The 16,233-nt window shown below is 68.9% G+C and carries 15 protein-coding genes; 12 read left to right on the forward strand and 3 right to left on the reverse strand.

What is annotated here, in order from left to right:
• Window positions 1-19 precede the first annotated feature (19 nt).
• From R8G01_03415 to R8G01_03440, 6 genes are all read left to right on the forward strand, one after another.
• A complete protein-coding gene (locus tag R8G01_03415; GenBank protein MDW3213019.1) occupies window positions 20-2,638 on the forward strand; it encodes a DEAD/DEAH box helicase in 2,619 nt (872 codons plus the stop codon).
• Complete coding sequence (locus R8G01_03420) at window positions 2,635-3,222, forward strand: hypothetical protein (GenBank protein MDW3213020.1); 588 nt, start codon at window positions 2,635-2,637, stop codon at window positions 3,220-3,222. Before R8G01_03415 ends, R8G01_03420 begins: the two co-directional genes overlap by 4 nt.
• 55 nt (window positions 3,223-3,277) lie before the next feature.
• The gene (locus R8G01_03425) at window positions 3,278-4,876 is read left to right on the forward strand and encodes an FAD-dependent thymidylate synthase (GenBank protein ID MDW3213021.1); all 1,599 of its coding nucleotides are present in this window, start codon (window positions 3,278-3,280) and stop codon (window positions 4,874-4,876) included.
• A gap of 102 nt (window positions 4,877-4,978) precedes the next feature.
• The gene (locus R8G01_03430; GenBank protein ID MDW3213022.1) at window positions 4,979-5,473 is read left to right on the forward strand and encodes a hypothetical protein; all 495 of its coding nucleotides are present in this window, start codon (window positions 4,979-4,981) and stop codon (window positions 5,471-5,473) included.
• A 1-nt stretch (window position 5,474) separates the two neighbouring features.
• Complete coding sequence (locus R8G01_03435; protein MDW3213023.1) at window positions 5,475-5,897, forward strand: hypothetical protein; 423 nt, start codon at window positions 5,475-5,477, stop codon at window positions 5,895-5,897.
• A complete protein-coding gene (locus R8G01_03440) occupies window positions 5,894-6,334 on the forward strand; it encodes a GNAT family N-acetyltransferase (GenBank protein ID MDW3213024.1) in 441 nt (146 codons plus the stop codon). Before R8G01_03435 ends, R8G01_03440 begins: the two co-directional genes overlap by 4 nt.
• A gap of 3 nt (window positions 6,335-6,337) precedes the next feature.
• On the opposite strand, the gene R8G01_03445 is transcribed toward R8G01_03440, so the two are convergent.
• A complete protein-coding gene (locus tag R8G01_03445; GenBank protein MDW3213025.1) occupies window positions 6,338-6,934 on the reverse strand; it encodes an enoyl-CoA hydratase-related protein in 597 nt (198 codons plus the stop codon).
• Window positions 6,935-7,163: 229 nt separating this feature from the next.
• Entirely contained in the window at window positions 7,164-8,927 is a 1,764-nt protein-coding gene (locus R8G01_03450) for a hypothetical protein (protein ID MDW3213026.1), read from the reverse strand.
• Between the two features lie 98 nt (window positions 8,928-9,025).
• On the opposite strand from R8G01_03450, the gene R8G01_03455 reads away from it, so the two are divergent.
• Both R8G01_03455 and R8G01_03460 read left to right on the forward strand, forming a co-directional pair.
• Window positions 9,026-9,544 (forward strand): gamma carbonic anhydrase family protein, encoded by a 519-nt coding sequence (locus tag R8G01_03455; protein ID MDW3213027.1) that lies wholly within the window; start codon window positions 9,026-9,028, stop codon window positions 9,542-9,544.
• A complete protein-coding gene (locus tag R8G01_03460) occupies window positions 9,545-10,372 on the forward strand; it encodes a 50S ribosomal protein L11 methyltransferase (protein MDW3213028.1) in 828 nt (275 codons plus the stop codon).
• A gap of 16 nt (window positions 10,373-10,388) precedes the next feature.
• Here R8G01_03460 and R8G01_03465 read toward each other — a convergent pair whose 3' ends face one another.
• Window positions 10,389-10,697: a WhiB family transcriptional regulator gene (locus tag R8G01_03465; GenBank protein MDW3213029.1), complete on the reverse strand. Its 309-nt coding sequence runs from the start codon at window positions 10,695-10,697 to the stop codon at window positions 10,389-10,391.
• Between the two features lie 190 nt (window positions 10,698-10,887).
• Between R8G01_03465 and R8G01_03470 the strand changes: the two genes are divergently transcribed.
• The 4 genes from R8G01_03470 to R8G01_03485 all read left to right on the forward strand — a co-directional run bounded on the left by R8G01_03470 (window position 10,888) and on the right by R8G01_03485 (window position 16,218).
• Window positions 10,888-11,730, forward strand: coding sequence for a MurR/RpiR family transcriptional regulator (locus R8G01_03470; protein MDW3213030.1), 843 nt, complete (start codon window positions 10,888-10,890; stop codon window positions 11,728-11,730).
• A 60-nt stretch (window positions 11,731-11,790) separates the two neighbouring features.
• Window positions 11,791-13,359: a peptide chain release factor 3 gene (locus R8G01_03475; protein MDW3213031.1), complete on the forward strand. Its 1,569-nt coding sequence runs from the start codon at window positions 11,791-11,793 to the stop codon at window positions 13,357-13,359.
• Window positions 13,360-13,494: 135 nt separating this feature from the next.
• Window positions 13,495-13,755, forward strand: a complete 261-nt coding sequence (locus R8G01_03480; GenBank protein MDW3213032.1) for a hypothetical protein — start codon at window positions 13,495-13,497, stop codon at window positions 13,753-13,755.
• 438 nt (window positions 13,756-14,193) lie between these two features.
• Window positions 14,194-16,218 (forward strand): peptidoglycan-binding protein, encoded by a 2,025-nt coding sequence (locus R8G01_03485; protein MDW3213033.1) that lies wholly within the window; start codon window positions 14,194-14,196, stop codon window positions 16,216-16,218.
• Window positions 16,219-16,233: the final 15 nt, after the last annotated feature.

Genomic DNA, 16,233 nt, shown 5'->3' on the forward strand with positions numbered 1-16,233 from the left:
GGCCTGGCACACTGACGTGGTGCGGCCCGACCGGGACGACATCCTCGCCCGCTACTCCTTCGATCTCGACCAGTTCCAGCTCGACGCGCTCGACGCGCTCGACGACGGGGAACACGTCATCGTCGCGGCGCCGACCGGCAGCGGCAAGACGGTCGTCGCCGAGTACGGCGTCGAGGTGGCGCTGCGAACGGGTCGCCGTGCGTTCTACACCGCGCCGATCAAGGCGCTGTCGAACCAGAAGTTCCGGGACCTGACCGAGATCCACGGTGAGGATCGTGTCGGTCTGCTGACGGGCGACAACTCGATCAATGGCGATGCCGCCGCGGTCGTGATGACGACCGAGGTGCTGCGGAACATGATCTACGGAGGCCGCGACCTCGACGACCTCGCCGTCGTCGTGCTCGACGAGGTCCACTTCCTCCAGGACACCTACCGCGGCCCGGTGTGGGAAGAGGTGATCATCCATCTGCCCCAGCACGTGCAGCTCGTCTGTCTGTCGGCGACGGTGAGCAACGCCGACGAACTCTCCGAGTGGATCAGCACCGTCCGTGGACCGACGACCGCGGTCGTCGAGACCAAGCGGCCGGTGCAACTCGACAACATGTACTTCGTGGCCGATCGCACCAACGACCGGCTCCGACTGCTCCCGACGATCGTCGACGGGCGTCCGAACAACGACGCCCTGCGGCTCGACGCCAGCGGCGTCCGGCACGGCCGCAGTCGGCGTCACGAGCGCAACGTCAAGGGGAGCGGCACGCGCAAGCTGTCGACACCGACGCGGATCGAGACCGTCGAGACCCTGCACGAGCACGACCTGCTGCCGGCGATCTTCTTCATCTTCAGCCGTGCACAGTGTGACGAGGCGGCTCGATCTTGTGTCGATGCCGGCTTGCGGTTGACCGACGACACCGCTCGCTCCCGGGTGCGGGAGATCGCGGCCGAGCGGCTCGGGAGCCTGCTGACGGCGGATCTCGACGTGCTGGGCTACGACCAGTTCATGACCCAGCTCGAAGCCGGGGTGGCCGCCCACCACGCCGGCATGGTGCCGCCGTTCAAAGAGGTCGTCGAGCGCTGTTTCATCGAGGGGCTGATCCGCGTGGTCTTCGCCACCGAGACGCTCGCCGTCGGCGTCAACATGCCGGCCCGCAGCGTCGTGATCGAGAAGCTGACGAAGTTCACCGGCGACCATCATGAGTCGCTCTCGCCGGCGCAGTACACGCAGTTGACCGGTCGCGCCGGGCGGCGCGGCATCGACGAACTCGGGAGCGCCGTCGTGCTGTGGAGCCCCTTCGTGCGCTTCGACCAGGCGGCCGACCTGGCGATGAGCCGGAGCTTCCACCTCCGGTCGGCGTTCCGGCCCACCTACAACATGGCCGCCAACCTCGTGCGTACGTACGACGCCCAGACCGCTCGCCAGTTGCTGACGCTGTCGTTCGCTCAGTTCCAGGCCGATCGTGAGGTCGTACGGACCGAGCGTCGGCTCCAGCGTCAGCGAGACCGACTCGAGTCGCTCCGGGCGACCGCGGCGAGCCCGTTCGGTGACATCGACGAGTACCGCAGCCTCATGAACGCCGCCGAGGCGCCGCGTCGGCTCGACGACCCGATCGAGGTCGCGATGGCGGCGTTGCGGCCGGGAGCCGTGATCCACGCGTCGAAGGGAAAGGCCCACGGACCGGTTGCAGTGGTCGCCACCGCGCACCGTTCGAGCGGCCTCCGGCTCACGGCGATCACCCCGTCGGGTCGGTCGATCCACCTGGTCGCCGGCGATTTCGACCAACCGCCGCAGCAGCTCGGCACCGTGGTCCTGCCCGGCACCTACTCACCCAACCGCAAGGACTACCTCGCCGAGGTCGGGCTCCGGGTGAAACGCGCCAAGCTGCGGCCGAGAGCACCGCAGCGCCCGGCCGAGCTGCACCGCGACGGTTCGACGGAACATCCGATCGAGCGCGACCCCGATCTGCGCGAGCGACTCAAGGCAGCGAGCCAGGCCGATCGTGTCGCCCGCGAGGTCGCCGAGCTCGAGCGGAGGATGGATCACCAGAACGCGACCCTCGCCAGGGAGTTCGACGGAGTGCTCGCCGTCCTGGCCGAACGCGGCCTCCTCGACATCGACGCCTGGACACTGACCGACGGCGGCGAGATGCTCGCCCGGGTCTTCCACGAGAGCGACCTGCTCGTGACCGAGACGATCCGGACCGGGTTGCTCGACGGCGTCGATGCCGCCACCCTGGCCGGTCTGGTCTCCACGTTCGTGTACGAACATCGCTCGCCCGACGACCCGCCGATGCCGTGGTTCCCCGACAGCGCCATCCGCCGCCGCTGGCGGTCGATCCAGCGGCTGAGCGAGGAGTTGTCCCACCTCGAACTGGTGCAGGGCATCTCGCAGCATCGCCCGCCCGACCCGACCTTCTTCGCCGTGGCGTACGCCTGGGTGGCGGGGGAGGGGTTCGCCGAGGTGGTCGCCGAGGAGGAGCTGACCGGCGGCGATTTCGTCCGGACGATCAAGCAACTCATCGACGTGCTCCGTCAGGTCGCGATCGTCGCGCCCGACCCGAAGACGCGAGCCGCGGCCCGGACGGCTTCGGAGTCGGCATTCCGCGGGGTGGTCGAGGACGCATCAGCGGTGGAACCCGGGTGACGATCGAGAAGGGACAGCCGTGGGGCGAGCCGGTCGACCGTCCCGACGACCTGCTCGTGGTCGATTCCGACGCGGCCGTCGCGTCGGCGATCATCGACGACCCTGCGCACCCGATCGGTGTCTCGGGCGGTGATCTCCACCGATCGCTCGGCAGTCCGGCGCCACGGCGGGAGATGCAGCGCCTGCCGATCGACCTGCTCTCCTGCAGGTTCGACGGCCGGTCCACCGTTGCGGTCGCCCACGTCGTCATCAGGGGGAGCTGGTGGCGCGGGCCGATCGTCGCGGTGATGAACGTCGACCATGTCGGCGACTGGAATGTCGCCCCGCGAGCCCACCCCAACGACGGTCGCTGTGACGTGGTCGAGGTGGCCGCGACGATGACCGTGCGCGAGCGTTGGCAGGCCGCTCGCCGGCTCGCCGGGGGGACGCACGTGCCACACCCGGCGATCACGACGGCAGCGGTCCGCGAGCGCTCGTGGGAGTTCGAGCGGCCGATGACCGTGTGGGTCGACGGGGTGCGAGCAGGAACCGCACGAACCGCGTCGATCGAGGTCGTGTCGGACGCCGGAGCGGTCTACGTCTGAGCGCTCACCGGGTGGTCCCCGACTGATCGCCGTCCGCCTCCTACGATGACGGCTCGTGAGCGTGTACGTGCCCGAGGAATTCACTTCCAGCGAGGAAGATGTCCTTCGTCGGTATTTCACCAACCTCGACGGCCCGGTGTTCGCACTGGTCAACCTGCCCGAGGTCGTGAAGGGTGCGCTGTTCGCCCGCTACAGCCGTAGCGCCAAGAGCCTCCGGCGCCTGTTCCTCGACGAGTTCGTGAACGACCTCGACATCGAAGGCGACGAATCGATCGACGCCACGATCGGTCTGGAGCGGGCCGAGGACCTCTACGAGAAGGTGTTCCTCGAGTACGGCGACGACTCGGTCGCCCAGCTCGGTGGAGTACACCTCGCCTGCGAACAGGCGTCCAACCTGCTGACCAAGATCCTGGAGTGGGGTCGCCTGATGAGCTATCTCGAGCAGAGCACGAGGTACATCTCGTACGACGCCCGGCTCGGTGGCCGTTACCGCTTCTTCCGTGACCCGGCCGTGCTGGCGAGTTCGCTCGGCACCCGCTACGTGGGCGACATGGACCGAATGTTCGACGCGTACTCGACCGCGGTCAACGCGGTGACCAACCACGTGCGCGACACGATCCCGCGCGACCCCGACGACAGCGAGTTCATCTACCGTCAGGCCACCCGGGCCAAGGCGCTCGATGCGACGCGCGGCATGCTCCCGGCGGCGTCGCTGTCGAACCTCGGCATGTACGGCACCGGACAGGCGTACGAGGCGCTGCTGCTGCGCATGCGGGCGCACCCGCTGCCCGAGGCACAGCACTACTCGACGCTGATGCTGCACGAGCTCCGTAAGGTGATCCCGAGTTTCCTGCGCCGCGTCGACCTCCCCGATCGCGGCGGGCGGTGGATCGACTACCTCTCGACCACGCGCACCGAGACCAGCGAACTCGTCGAGCAGCTGTTCGGTGGCGTGCCGGTCGAGACGGTGCCCGAGGTGCAACTCGTCGACTTCGACCCCGACGGTGAAGACAAGCTCCTCGCAGCGATCTGTTACAGCCGTTCGACACTGCCCGAGTCGATGCTGATCGAGCGGGTCCGGCAGCTCGGCGTCGACGAGCGGGTGGCGCTGCTGCGGGCGTACGTGGGGGAGCGCGAGAATCGCCGTCATCGCCCCGGACGCGCCTTCGAGCGGGTCGACTACCGATTCGACGTCCTGTCCGACTACGGGGCGTTCAGGGACCTCCAGCGGCATCGCCTCCTGACGATCGAGTGGCAGTCGCTCACGCCGAACCACGGTTTCACCCGCCCGGAACTCGTCGAGGAGGCCGGCATCGGCCCGTTGTTCGACGAGACGATGGACCGGTCGGCGCGATTGTTCGACGCGATGCGCGAGCCGTTTCCCGAGCAGGCGTCGTACGCGGTGTCGATGGCGTATCGATTGCGGTACGTCATGCAGTTCAACGCCCGCGAAGCGATGCACATGCTCGAGTTGCGATCTGCACCGCAGGGGCACCCGTCGTACCGGCGGGTCGCGCTGGAGATGCATCGTTTGATCGGTGAGCAGGCCGGGCACCATGCCATCGCCGGAGCGATGAGCCACATGACGACCGAGGCGCCCGAACTCGAGCGCCTCGCGTCCGAGCGGCAGGCGGAGTCGAGACGTCACACCTGACCATCTCGAGCTGTAGTGTGACGGTTGTCACACATGCGGCCCAAGGCGGCATGGCACAATCCCCCTAGTATCCGGCGCGACCAGCGCATCGAGGATGGACACATGGCAGACGACGACAACGAGATCGAGGAAGAGACCGACGAGGAAGTCGAGGACGGTGACGACGTCGATCCCGACGCGGATCTCGACGACGACGATCTCGACGGCGATCTCGATGACGACGACAGCGACGACGACGACGACGATGACGACGACGATGACGACGATGACGATGACGACGACTCGTCGGCGCGAGCCCGCAAGCGCAAGGGTTCCGACGACGAGGACGATGACGACGACGACATGGTCGCTCCCGACGACGTCGAAGCCGATCTCGACACCATCCTGAAAGACCGGATGGTCACGGCCGACGACGATGACGACGACGACGATGACGACGACGGTCCGGCTGCGGCTCCCGCCGAACGGGGCGAAGCGGTCGACGGCATCCAGCCGAAGCGAGCCGACGAGACACTCTGCACCAGCTGTTTCCTGCTCGTGCGACCCAACGCTCCCGGCTGCCCGGTCGAGGACGACGACTGCCCGATCTTCACCTGACATGGCTGGGCGACGAGCACCGATCGATCGGCTCGTCGACCTTGCCGTCGCGGTTCCGACCTGCACCCTCGTCGCCGCGCGGCGCGCCGTGCCACTCGCAGCACGCCTCGGCACACTCGGTACGGCCCGGCTCATCGGCCGCGTCAGCGAGGCGGTGCACGAACGCCGCAGCGAACACGAGGTCGATGCGATGCTGTCGGCCGTGGTCGACGAGGCCGACACCGGCGTCGATGACGCCCGTCCCCCGGAGACCGTCTCACTCGACGAGCTGCCGATCGACGGCTACGACGACCTCGCGGCCCGGCAGGTGGTCGATCGGCTCGACGACCTCGATCTCGCCGATCTCGGTCGGATCGAGACCTACGAGCGCGAGCACCGGAACCGCAGCACCGTGCTCGGCAAGATCGCCATCCTGACCGCATGATCGACCCCGACGTCCGGCCGGCCGGCCCGCACGACGTCTCACAACTCGCCTGGCTGGAGGCCGAGGCGCGGTCGGTCCTGATCGAGCAGCGGGGCGGCCCTCGCTGGCTCGACACACATCCGGCACGGGGCGACGCCTGGTCGGCAGCCATCGGTGCCGACGCCGTCTTCGTGGCGCACATCGGCGACGTGGTCGTCGGTTACCTGGTGTTGGTCACGACCGGGCCGATCGCCGTCGTCGACGATGTGTACGTCACACTGCAGGCTCGTGAACTCGGCTTCGGCGACGCGATGCTGGCGGCCGCGATCGATCGCGCTCGGGCGGCCGGTTGCGAACTCCTCGAGGGGTCGTCGCTGCCCGGTGACCGCGACACGAAGAACCTCTACGAGCGTGCGGGGATCAAGGCTCGCCTGATCACGGTGTCAACGCCGCTCTGAAGCTCAGCGGCCCTGCCAGTCGGGCGTCCGCTTCTCGATGAAGGCTGCGAGGCCCTCCTTGGTGTCGTCCGATCGCATGATCCGTCCGAACGCCTCGTTGGTCATCCGGATGAGCGTCTCGTCGTCTTCCGTGGCGGCAGCCCGCACGATCGCTCGTGATTCCCACACCGCCAGGGGAGCGCAGGCGGTGATCTGTTCGGCGAGGCGGAGCGCTTCGTCGACGGCCGCTCCCGGCTCGACCAGACGGGAGAGCAGGCCCAGCGCATGCGCTCGCTCGGCCGGGATCGGTTCGCCCGTGAGGATCGCCTCCATGGCCGCCGCCTGGCCGATGGCGCGTGGGAGTCGGAAGAGGCCGCCGGCACCGGCGGTCAGGTTGCGTTTGGCCTCGGCGAGGCCGAAGGCGGAGCGCGTCGTCGCCACGACCAAGTCGGCCGCGAGCACGATCTCACAGCCTCCTGCGGTCGCCAGGCCGTCGACCGCGGCGATGATCGGTTTGGTGCGCTCGCGATAGACGAAGCCGGCGAACCCGCCGCGTTCGGTCGCGAGCGATGCCGCGTCGCCGCTGTTGATCGCCTTGAGATCGGCACCTGCGCAGAACACCGGTCGTTCCTGGCCTTCGGTGTTCGCTGCGAGGACACCGACCCACACGTCGTCGAACGGCCTCGAGCCGGTCGATCGCCGCCTCGAGGCCGTTCGCGACGTCACCGTTGACGGCGTTGCGGGCCTCGGGGCGATTCAGGGTGATGACGGCGACGCGGCCGACCGCGTCGTAGGTGACGATCTCGGACATGTCCGTGATCGTAGGAGTGGGCCCCTCGGCCCGACGAAGTCAGGTGTTCTGCTGCTCGTCGGTCGGCGTGTCGCCGTCGTCGCCGGTCGCCTCGGGAGCCGGTGCTTCGGCTGCGGGCGACTCGGTGGTGGCCTCGGGTGCCGGTGCTTCGGCTGCGGGCGTCTCGGCAGCCGTTGCCTCGGTCGGCGTGACGTCGTCGGTTGGGGAGTCGTCGATCGGCGCTGCCTCCGGCGCAGGAGCCTCGACGGCCACGTCGGCCGCGGGAGCATCGGCCACATCGGGAGCCGGTGTCGTCTCGGCGTCGGCGACAGGAGCCTCGGTGGCCTCGGCCGGCGTCGGAGCCGCCTCGGTCGGTGCGTCGGCCTTGGTGCCCGGCGATCGATCCTGGTCGGACGCCTCACGCTTCGGGCCGCCCTTGCCCTTGCCGTCACCCTTGCCGTCTCCCTTGCCGTCTCCCTGGCGCTGACGGCTCGGACGTTGGCTCTGATCGCCGTCGCGGCCGCCCTTCTTGCCTCGGGGGCCCGGCCGGAGTGGCTTGGGCATCGGTGCCTTGGGGTCGACCTCGATCTCGAACAGCGCTGCAACCTGCGGGAGTGCCGGCGCGAGCCGCTTGACCGTGGCCAGCAGTTCGTCGTTGACCACATCGGGCTTGCGGGCCGGGACGATCGCGCTCCGGACGGGCGAGAAGGCCGCCGCTTCGAGCATCGCGATCCAACGCTCGGGACTGTCCATCGGCGCCAGCGACGCGTTGGCGCTGTCGACGAGCCGCTGAGCGATGTCGGCGGGGAACGGCACGCCGGCCTTCGGCGGCTGGGACGACAGACGCAGCGCGCGGATCACCCGCCCGACGGCAAGGGCGGCATCGACGTCGCCGAACCAGAGGAGAAGCTCCTGCTCCTGTTTGGCGACGAGCGCGGCGCTCAACTCGCCGGCGAGTGCCGAGGTGGTCTCGTCACGAGCCACGGCGGGATCGCCGGCGGCGGCCACGACGCTGCGCAGGTCGCGCAGGTCCAGATGCTCCATCTGGCGCTGGGCGGCTTCGGCGCGGTCGCGCCACTCGGCGACCCGGAGCTTCGGGATCAGGTCTTCGGCCAGCTTGAGCACCGATGCCTCGGGCATCGGTGAACGGCCTTCCTTGGCGGCCTTCTCGTTCTCTTCGCGGAGACGTTGCCGAACGGCACCCATTCCCTGGAGCGCGAGCTCGGCGATCGGACGCTGCTCCTCGGGCAGCTCGGCGAGCACCGCGTTGCGATTGCCCTTGCCCGGCTTGAGCCGCTTCGGCTTCGGGCGCTGCGGGATCTCGGGCGGGGGAGTGAACGACGGGCCGCCTCGACGTCCGCGCCCGCGACCGTCGCCGCGACCGCCTTCGCCCCGTCCGCCTCGGTCGTCGCGCCCACCGCGGTCGTCGCGTCCACCGCGGTCGCTTCGGCCACCCCGGTCGTCGCGATCGCGCCGGGGCCGGCGATCGCGGTCGCCGCGTCCACCGCGGTCGCCGCGGCCACCGCGGTCGTTGCGGTCGCGCTTCGCCTTGGTCTCGATGACCGGCTTGAACTCCTTCTCCGACGGCAGCAACTCGAGGAGGTCGTTGCGTTCCTCCTTGGCGCGGCCACCGACGACGGACAGCACCGTGATGCTGTCGATCCCCTGCTCGACCTCGACCTTGATGACGTCGCCGACACCGGCGCCCGGCGACAGGATCGATCCGTCGAGGGTTCCCTTCGGTTGCTTCGCGCCAGCGGCGCGCCACGTCCAAGAGTTGTCAGCGAGCGCGCTGGTGAGTTCGATGTCGATCCGGCGAGACATGGGACGAAACCGTACCGTCTCCGAAGCCCGGCGCACCATTGTGTTGTGGTGAGCTCGTGTTCCCCGCCGGGCCCGTGCAACGGCTACCGTCGCTCGACGTGCCCATCTACGCCCTCGGTCAACAGGAACCCGACATCGCCGGCGATGCCTTCATCCACCCGGACGCGGTCATCATCGGATCGGTCATCATCGGATCGGAGAGTTCGGTCTGGCCGTGCGCGGTGCTGCGCGGCGACGAGGGGGAGATCCGGATCGGCGACCGGACGAGCGTGCAGGACGGGTCGGTCCTGCACACCACACCCGAGGTTCCGACGATCGTCGGCAGCCGCTGCGTGATCGGCCACATCGTGCATCTCGAAGCGTGCACGATCGAGGACGACGTGCTCGTCGGCAACGGATCGATCGTCTTGCACCGAGCGATCGCCCGGTCGTGGTCGATCATCGCGGCCAACTCGGTCGTGCTCGACGGCACCGAGATCCCGTCGGGCGCGATCGCTGCCGGGTCGCCGGCGGTGATCAAACCCGACCGCGCCAAGCCCGCTCTCGTCCAGATGGGGGCGCAGGCGTACATCGACCGCGCCAAACGTTTCCGGACCGACCTGCGGCGGCTCGACTGAATGCGGATCATCGCACTGACCGTTCCCGTCGCCGCGGCCGAGCTCGCGGCCGACCGGCTGTGGACGGCCGGTGGGCAGGCCGTCGAGCAACGTGATCTGCCCGATGGGCGCGTCGAACTCCGCACGTCGCTCGGGAGCGACGACGACGTGGCCGCAGCTCGCCTCGGTGAGGTGCCGCCTGGCTGGTCCGTCGGCTTCGTCGAGCTCGATGCCCGGCCGGCGGAGACCTGGCGGGAGTTCGCGCGTCCGATCGTCGTCAGTGACCGGTTGGTCATCCGGCCCGCCTGGCAGCCGGGTGGGGAGGTACCGGGGGTGTTGGATGTCGCGATCGAGCCCGGCGGATCGTTCGGGCTCGGTGACCACCCGACCACACGTTCGACCGCGGCGGTGCTCGACGAGTTGATCGTCCCCGGTCAGCGTGTGCTCGACGTGGGCTGCGGATCAGGGGTGCTCGCGATCATCGCAGCGCTCCGTGGTGCCGCTCGGGTGGTCGCGATCGACATCGCCGAGCCGGCGCGCGAGGCGACCGACGACAACGCCCGGCGCAACGGTGTCGCCGAGGTCGTCGAGGCGTCGACGACGCCGCTCGACTCGGTCGAGGGACGGTTCGACCTCGTCGTGGCGAACATCCTGGCGCCCACCTTGGTGGCCTTGGCACCCGATCTCCGTCGGGTGACGGCGATCGGAGGTCGCCTCGTGATCTCCGGGGTGCTGACCGACGGGTACGACCACGTCGTGGCGGCCTTGGCTCCGATGCGCGTGGTCGCGGCCGAGCAGGTCGACGGGTGGTCAGCGGTGACGCTGGCTCACCCGGAGGCGAGCGACTGAGTTCGGACCGACGAGGTCAGCCGGCCGACCGGGCGCGGACGCCGATCGGGGCGATCAGGCGGAACCCGGCGGCGTGACGCTCGTCTTCGCTCTCGCCACCCCAGAACCCGTACTCGTGCTCGCCGCGCGCGAAGTCACGACACATCGTTCGCACGGAGCAGCTGCCGCACACCTCGCGGGCGGTGGCCTCACGTCGTTCTCGAGCCTGCGGCCGCTCGGCTGGGCTGGGGAAGAACAGGTGGGTGAGGCCCTTGCACGCCGCTCGGCGCATCCAGTCCTCCTCATCTGCCGGTGCTGCTGACGTGATGATGTCGACGTTCGCCACGAATGATCCCCTCACACTGGTTGGCTCGGCCCGAGGTGTCCTCGGCGCTGAGGGTCGCCCCTACACGACCTTCGGCAGCAGGCAGCGTACGGCCACCTGATCGGCCAGTCAATTGCATCCTGCAAGTAGTGTGGGCGGGTTGCTCGATCCTGTTCGATGGCGGCGCGTGGCGACGGGTACGCTGGGCGGCGTGGACGTCGCCGAGCGGATCAGGGAGCGCGGGGCCGACCTGACGGCGGCCGAGCGACGCATTGCGGAGGTGGTCCTCGACGCTCCGCAATCGATCGGATTCGGCACGGTCGCCGATTTGGCGAAGGCCGCCCAGGTCGGGGCAGCATCGGTCGTCCGCCTGGCCACCAAGCTCGGGTTCGACGGCTACTCCGAGCTCCAGCAGGCGGTGCAGGCCGAGCTGATGCAGCAGCTGCGACCGGCCGTCGAGCGGATCCAGACCGCCGACCTCGGTTCGCGTTCGGGTCACGTGGCGGCCGAGTTGGGCAATGTCGAGACCACCCTCACCGCCGCCGATGACGCGACGCTGGCGGCGCTGGTCGACCGGCTCACCGATCTCGACCGCCCCGTGATGGTGCTGTCGAGCGACGCGTCGGCCGGTGTCGCCCAACAGTTCGTGACACAGCTCCACCAGCTCCGCCCCCACGTCGCGATCCTCGGCGGAAGCGACGTCGAGGTCCGTCGCGAGCTCGCCGTCGCCGACCAGCGGGCGACGCTCGTCGTGATCGACCTGCGGCGCTACGAGCAATGGGTGCTCGACGCACACCAGATGGCCGTCGAACGCGGCATCTGGTCGGCTGGGCTCACCGACAGCATGCTGTCGCCGATCGCCTCGGCGGCCGACGTGACGTTCGTCGTCGGTGCGGCGTCGACCGGACCGTTCGACAGCTACGTGGGCATGCTCGCGCTGCTCAATCTGGTGGCGATCGACGTCGCCGCGCAACTCAAGGACTCGGCGACCGAACGCCTGGCGGCGATCGAGGCGTCGTGGACGGAGCGGGCGAGTCTCACCACCGGCCGCTGAGCGGGCTCACCGTCGAGCAGGGGGGCGTTCGTTCGGCGTCGCCATCGGTAGCCTGCCGCTATGTCCGTCACCTCAGAAGCTGCTCGTCGACGGACGTTCGCGATCATCAGCCATCCCGACGCCGGCAAGACGACCCTCACCGAGAAGTTCCTGCTCTATGCGGGCGTGCTCGCCGACGCCGGCTCGGTCAAGGCCCGTTCGGGTCGCCGATCGGCCACGAGCGACTGGATGGAGATGGAGCAGAAGCGCGGTATCTCGATCAGTTCGACCGCGCTGTCGTTCGAATACCGCGATCATCAGCTGAATCTGCTCGACACGCCCGGCCACCGTGACTTCTCCGAAGACACCTACCGCGTGCTGTCCGCCGTCGATGCCGTCGTGATGGTGCTCGACAGCGCCAAGGGCATCGAGCCGCAGACCCTCAAGCTCTTCGAGGTCTGCCGGTCGCGCAACCTGCCGGTGATCACGTTCCTCAACAAGTACGACCGTCCCGGTCGTGACCCGCTCGAACTCCTCGACGAGATCGAGGACCAGATCGGTCTCCGCCCGACGCCGGCCACGTGGCCGGTCGGCATCTCCGGCGACTTCCGCGGCGTGGTGGACCGGAGCACGGGCGAGTTCACGCGGTTCACACGGACGACCCGGGGGAGCGCGATCGCTCCTGAGGAGATCGTCGATGCCGATCGCGCGGCAGTCGAGGAAGGGAACGCGTGGACGCACGCGCTCGACGAGAGCGGCCTCCTCGATGCGGTCGAGGCCAACGTCGATCTGCCGTCGTTCCTGGCGGGGGAGTCGACGCCGCTGTTCGTCGGGTCGGCGCTCACCAACTTCGGCGTGCGGCATGTGCTCGACGCGATCGTCGACCTCGCGCCGGCACCGAGTCCGCGCCTCGACGCAGAAGACGTCGCACGACCACTCGACGCGGACTGTTCGGCGTTCGTGTTCAAGGTGCAGGCCAACATGGATCGGTCCCACCGCGACCGGATCGCGTTCGTCCGGGTCTGCTCCGGTCGGTTCGAGCGCGGGATGGTGCTGACGAACGCCCGGACCGAGAAGCCGTTCGCGACGAAGTACGCATCGACGGTGTTCGGCGCGGAGCGTACGACCGTCGACGAGGCATATCCCGGCGACGTCGTCGGCCTCGTCAACGCGACCGGCCTCAACATCGGCGACTCGCTCTACGAATCGACGCCGGTGACCTTCCCGCCGATCCCACGCTTCTCGCCCGAGGTGTTCGCCAGCGCACGCCCGCTCGACTCGGGCAAGTCGAAACAGTTCCGCAAGGGACTCGCCCAACTCGACGAAGAGGGCGTCGTCCAGGTGCTGCGCGACCCCGACATGGGTGACAGCGCGCCGATCCTGGCGGCGGTCGGCCAACTCCAGTTCGACGTGTTCGCGGATCGGCTCGACGTCGAGTTCAACTCGCCGATCGAGATCCTCTCCAGCCCCTACGAGTCGATCCGTCTGACCGACGAGCAGTCGGCGAAGCGGCTGCGTGAAATCGGTGGCATCCGTGTGATGGAGCGTGGCGACGGCCACCTCGTGGCGCTGTTCGAGAGTCGCTACCGGCTGCAGCGGATCGAGAGCGACGAACCCGATCTGATGCTCGCCCACATCGTCGCCGGCTGATCGCTCGCGATGTCGTAGTGTTTCGTCATGACGGAAATGCGGCGGTGCCGATGGTGTAGGAGAGTGTTGCCCGAGCGGGCGGGGCCGGGCCGCCCTCGCGAGTTCTGTTCGCAGCGGTGCCGGCAGTGGGACTGGGTGTCGCGTCAACGTGCGGCCGAACTCGAGTTGAGTGAGAACGAGTTGGTGATCGCTCGCGACGAGCTCGACGCGCTGCACGACGATCTGTACGTGTTGGCCTGCGCGGTCGGCGATGCGGAGGCCGATGTCGATTCGGCCGGAGCCCGCCCGAGCGTCCGCGAACTGCAACTCGTCATCGATCACCTGCTCGCGGCCGCGAAACCGCTCCGTGACCGCGAACTCTCCGCACCCGTCGTACCACCCGACAAAACGTCATGACGGAATTGCGCCTGGGCGGGCGGGGACCCGGAGTCGGGCGCGGCGTGCGGTGGTGCGTGGCGACGATCGAGTCGTAGCCGGATGCCCTGATCTCCAGAGCGCCGAGCCGACGCAGCGCAGCGCCGGGCGAAGGTGGAAGCAAGTCGTGGGGCGAGCTCGGGGCCGAGTGACGCGAGGGCGTTCATCGCAGCGCCGGCGGGAGCGGACGCGTGCCGCGGTCGAGGCGGCCCAGCCACGCTCGGGCGCAACGCCCATAATGTCGGTTATGTCAACCCGAAGTCACCCGACTGTCATGGTCTCTGGAAATCGTCAAGACTGCGGAAGCCGGAACCATACGGTTCTGACGTCGAGTGCTCCCGTTCGCCGTCATCGGCGATTCGAGGGGCGCTGCGGGCGGGCCGATAGCCAACTGTCCCTGTTGGAGGAGGAACCGCAGTCATGCACAACACGTCACGCTCACGCCGCCATGTGATCGCTTCGATCTCGATCGGAGCGCTGTTGGCGTTGGGGCCCATGTTGCCGTCGTCCGCGCCGGTGAGCGCCGATGCGCCGGCCGTGTCGGTCACCGGTCTGTCGCGTGGCTCGCGTGGTGATGCGGTCAAGTCGGTTCAGCAGGCGCTCGTGGGTCAGGGCCTCGAGGTGACGGGTGGTGTCGATGGCATCTTCGGCCCCGGGACCGAGTCGGCGTTGAAGTCGTTCCAGCAGCAGCAGGGTCTGAGTGCCTCGGGTGTCGTCGACGACGCCACCGCGCTCGCGCTCGGGCTCACCTCCAGTTCGCTCCTCGGCCTCACACAGGGCAACCGTGGCAAGGCCGTCACGAAACTCCAGCAGCGGCTCGTCAATGCGGGGATCGACGTCGCCGGCGGCGTCGACGGCATCTTCGGCCAGGGCACACAACGTGCGGTGAAGTCGTTCCAGAGCAAGCAGGGCTTCTCCCCCACGGGTGTCGTCGATGCGGCGACCGCTGCGGCGCTCGAAGCGGTCAGCGGGTCGACCCCGGAACTCGAGGCGCCCGAGGTCACCGACGAACCGGCAGCGCAGGACGACACGTCCTCGTCGCTGGTCGGCCTCAAGATCGGTTCGCGGAACGACCGCGTGAAGGAGCTCCAGCGCACGCTGATGGCGGCGGGCTTCACCGTGGTCGGCGGTGCCGACGGCATCTTCGGCGCCCTGACCGCGAATGCGCTCAAGTCGTTCCAGAACGCCAACGGTCTCGGTACGACCGGCGTGGTCGACGACGCGACCGCCAAGGTGCTCTCGACGATCGGTAGCGACGGTTCCGAGCACGATCCGGAAGCCACGAACCCGTTCGTCGGCCTGCAATACGGTTCGATCGGTGCCGACGTCAAGGCGCTGCAGTCGGCCCTGATCGACGCCGGGATCCACGTCCGCGGCGGAGCCGACGGTGTGTTCGGCACGGCCACCCAGGCCGCGGTCAAGGCGTTCCAGGTGAGTCAGGGCCTCGACCAGAGCGGCAAGGTCGACGAGAAGACCGCATCTGCGATCTCGTCGGGGGCCACGTCCTCGGGCGGGTCGGCGTTGACCGGACTGAAGACCGGCGCACTCGGCAACACGGTCAAGAGCCTCCAGCAGGCGTTGATCGACGCGGGCATCAACGTCCGCGGCGGCGCCGACGGCATCTTCGGCCCGGCGACCGCCAACGCGGTCAAGGAATTCCAGACCTCGCAGGGTCTCGAGGCGACCGGTGTCGTGAACGCCAAGACCGCCGAGGCGCTCGCCGATCCCCAGAAGCCGACCCCCTCGACGCCGGCAGCCGCCGGCGGCTTCGCGGCCTACGGTGAGAAGGGTGCACGCGTGATCGCGCTGCAGTCGGCACTGGTGCGGGCCGGAGTCACGCTGCGCGGTGGCGTCGACGGCGACTTCGGTGGCGGTACGAGCGCCGCAGTGATGGACTTCCAGCGGGCGAACGGTCTGGGCGTCACCGGCAAGGTGAGCGACGCGACCGCCGAGAAGCTCGGCCTCGAACGCATGCCGGAGCCGTCGGCTCCGGACCCCTCGACCGTCGAGCTCGAGGTCTTCCCGGTCCAGGGCAAGTGCTACTACGGCGACAGCTGGGGCTACCCCCGCGGCGGCGGGCGCGTGCACCTCGGCGTCGACATCATCGCTCCCGAGGGCAAGCTGCTCTACGCCGTGGCCGACGGCACGATCACCAAGGTCTACGCCGACTACCCCGGTTCGCTCTCGGGGAACGGTGTGCGGTTGACGATGGCCGACGGGACCTACTTCTTCTACGCCCACATGGTCGGCGTCGCCGACGGCATCGACGTCGGGACCAAGGTCAAGGCCGGACAGATCGTCGGAGCGGTCGGCAACACGGGCAACAGCGGTACCGCGCATCTCCACTTCGAGGTCCACCCACAGGGTGGTGCGGCGGTCAACCCGTACCCGATGGTCAAGGCGATCGACGCCTGCGGCAACGAGACGCCGCTCCCCCAGCCCTGATCCGGCCGGGTCATC

It is taken from the genome of Ilumatobacteraceae bacterium (genome assembly GCA_033344875.1).
Classification (GTDB): Bacteria; Actinomycetota; Acidimicrobiia; order Acidimicrobiales; family Ilumatobacteraceae; genus Ilumatobacter.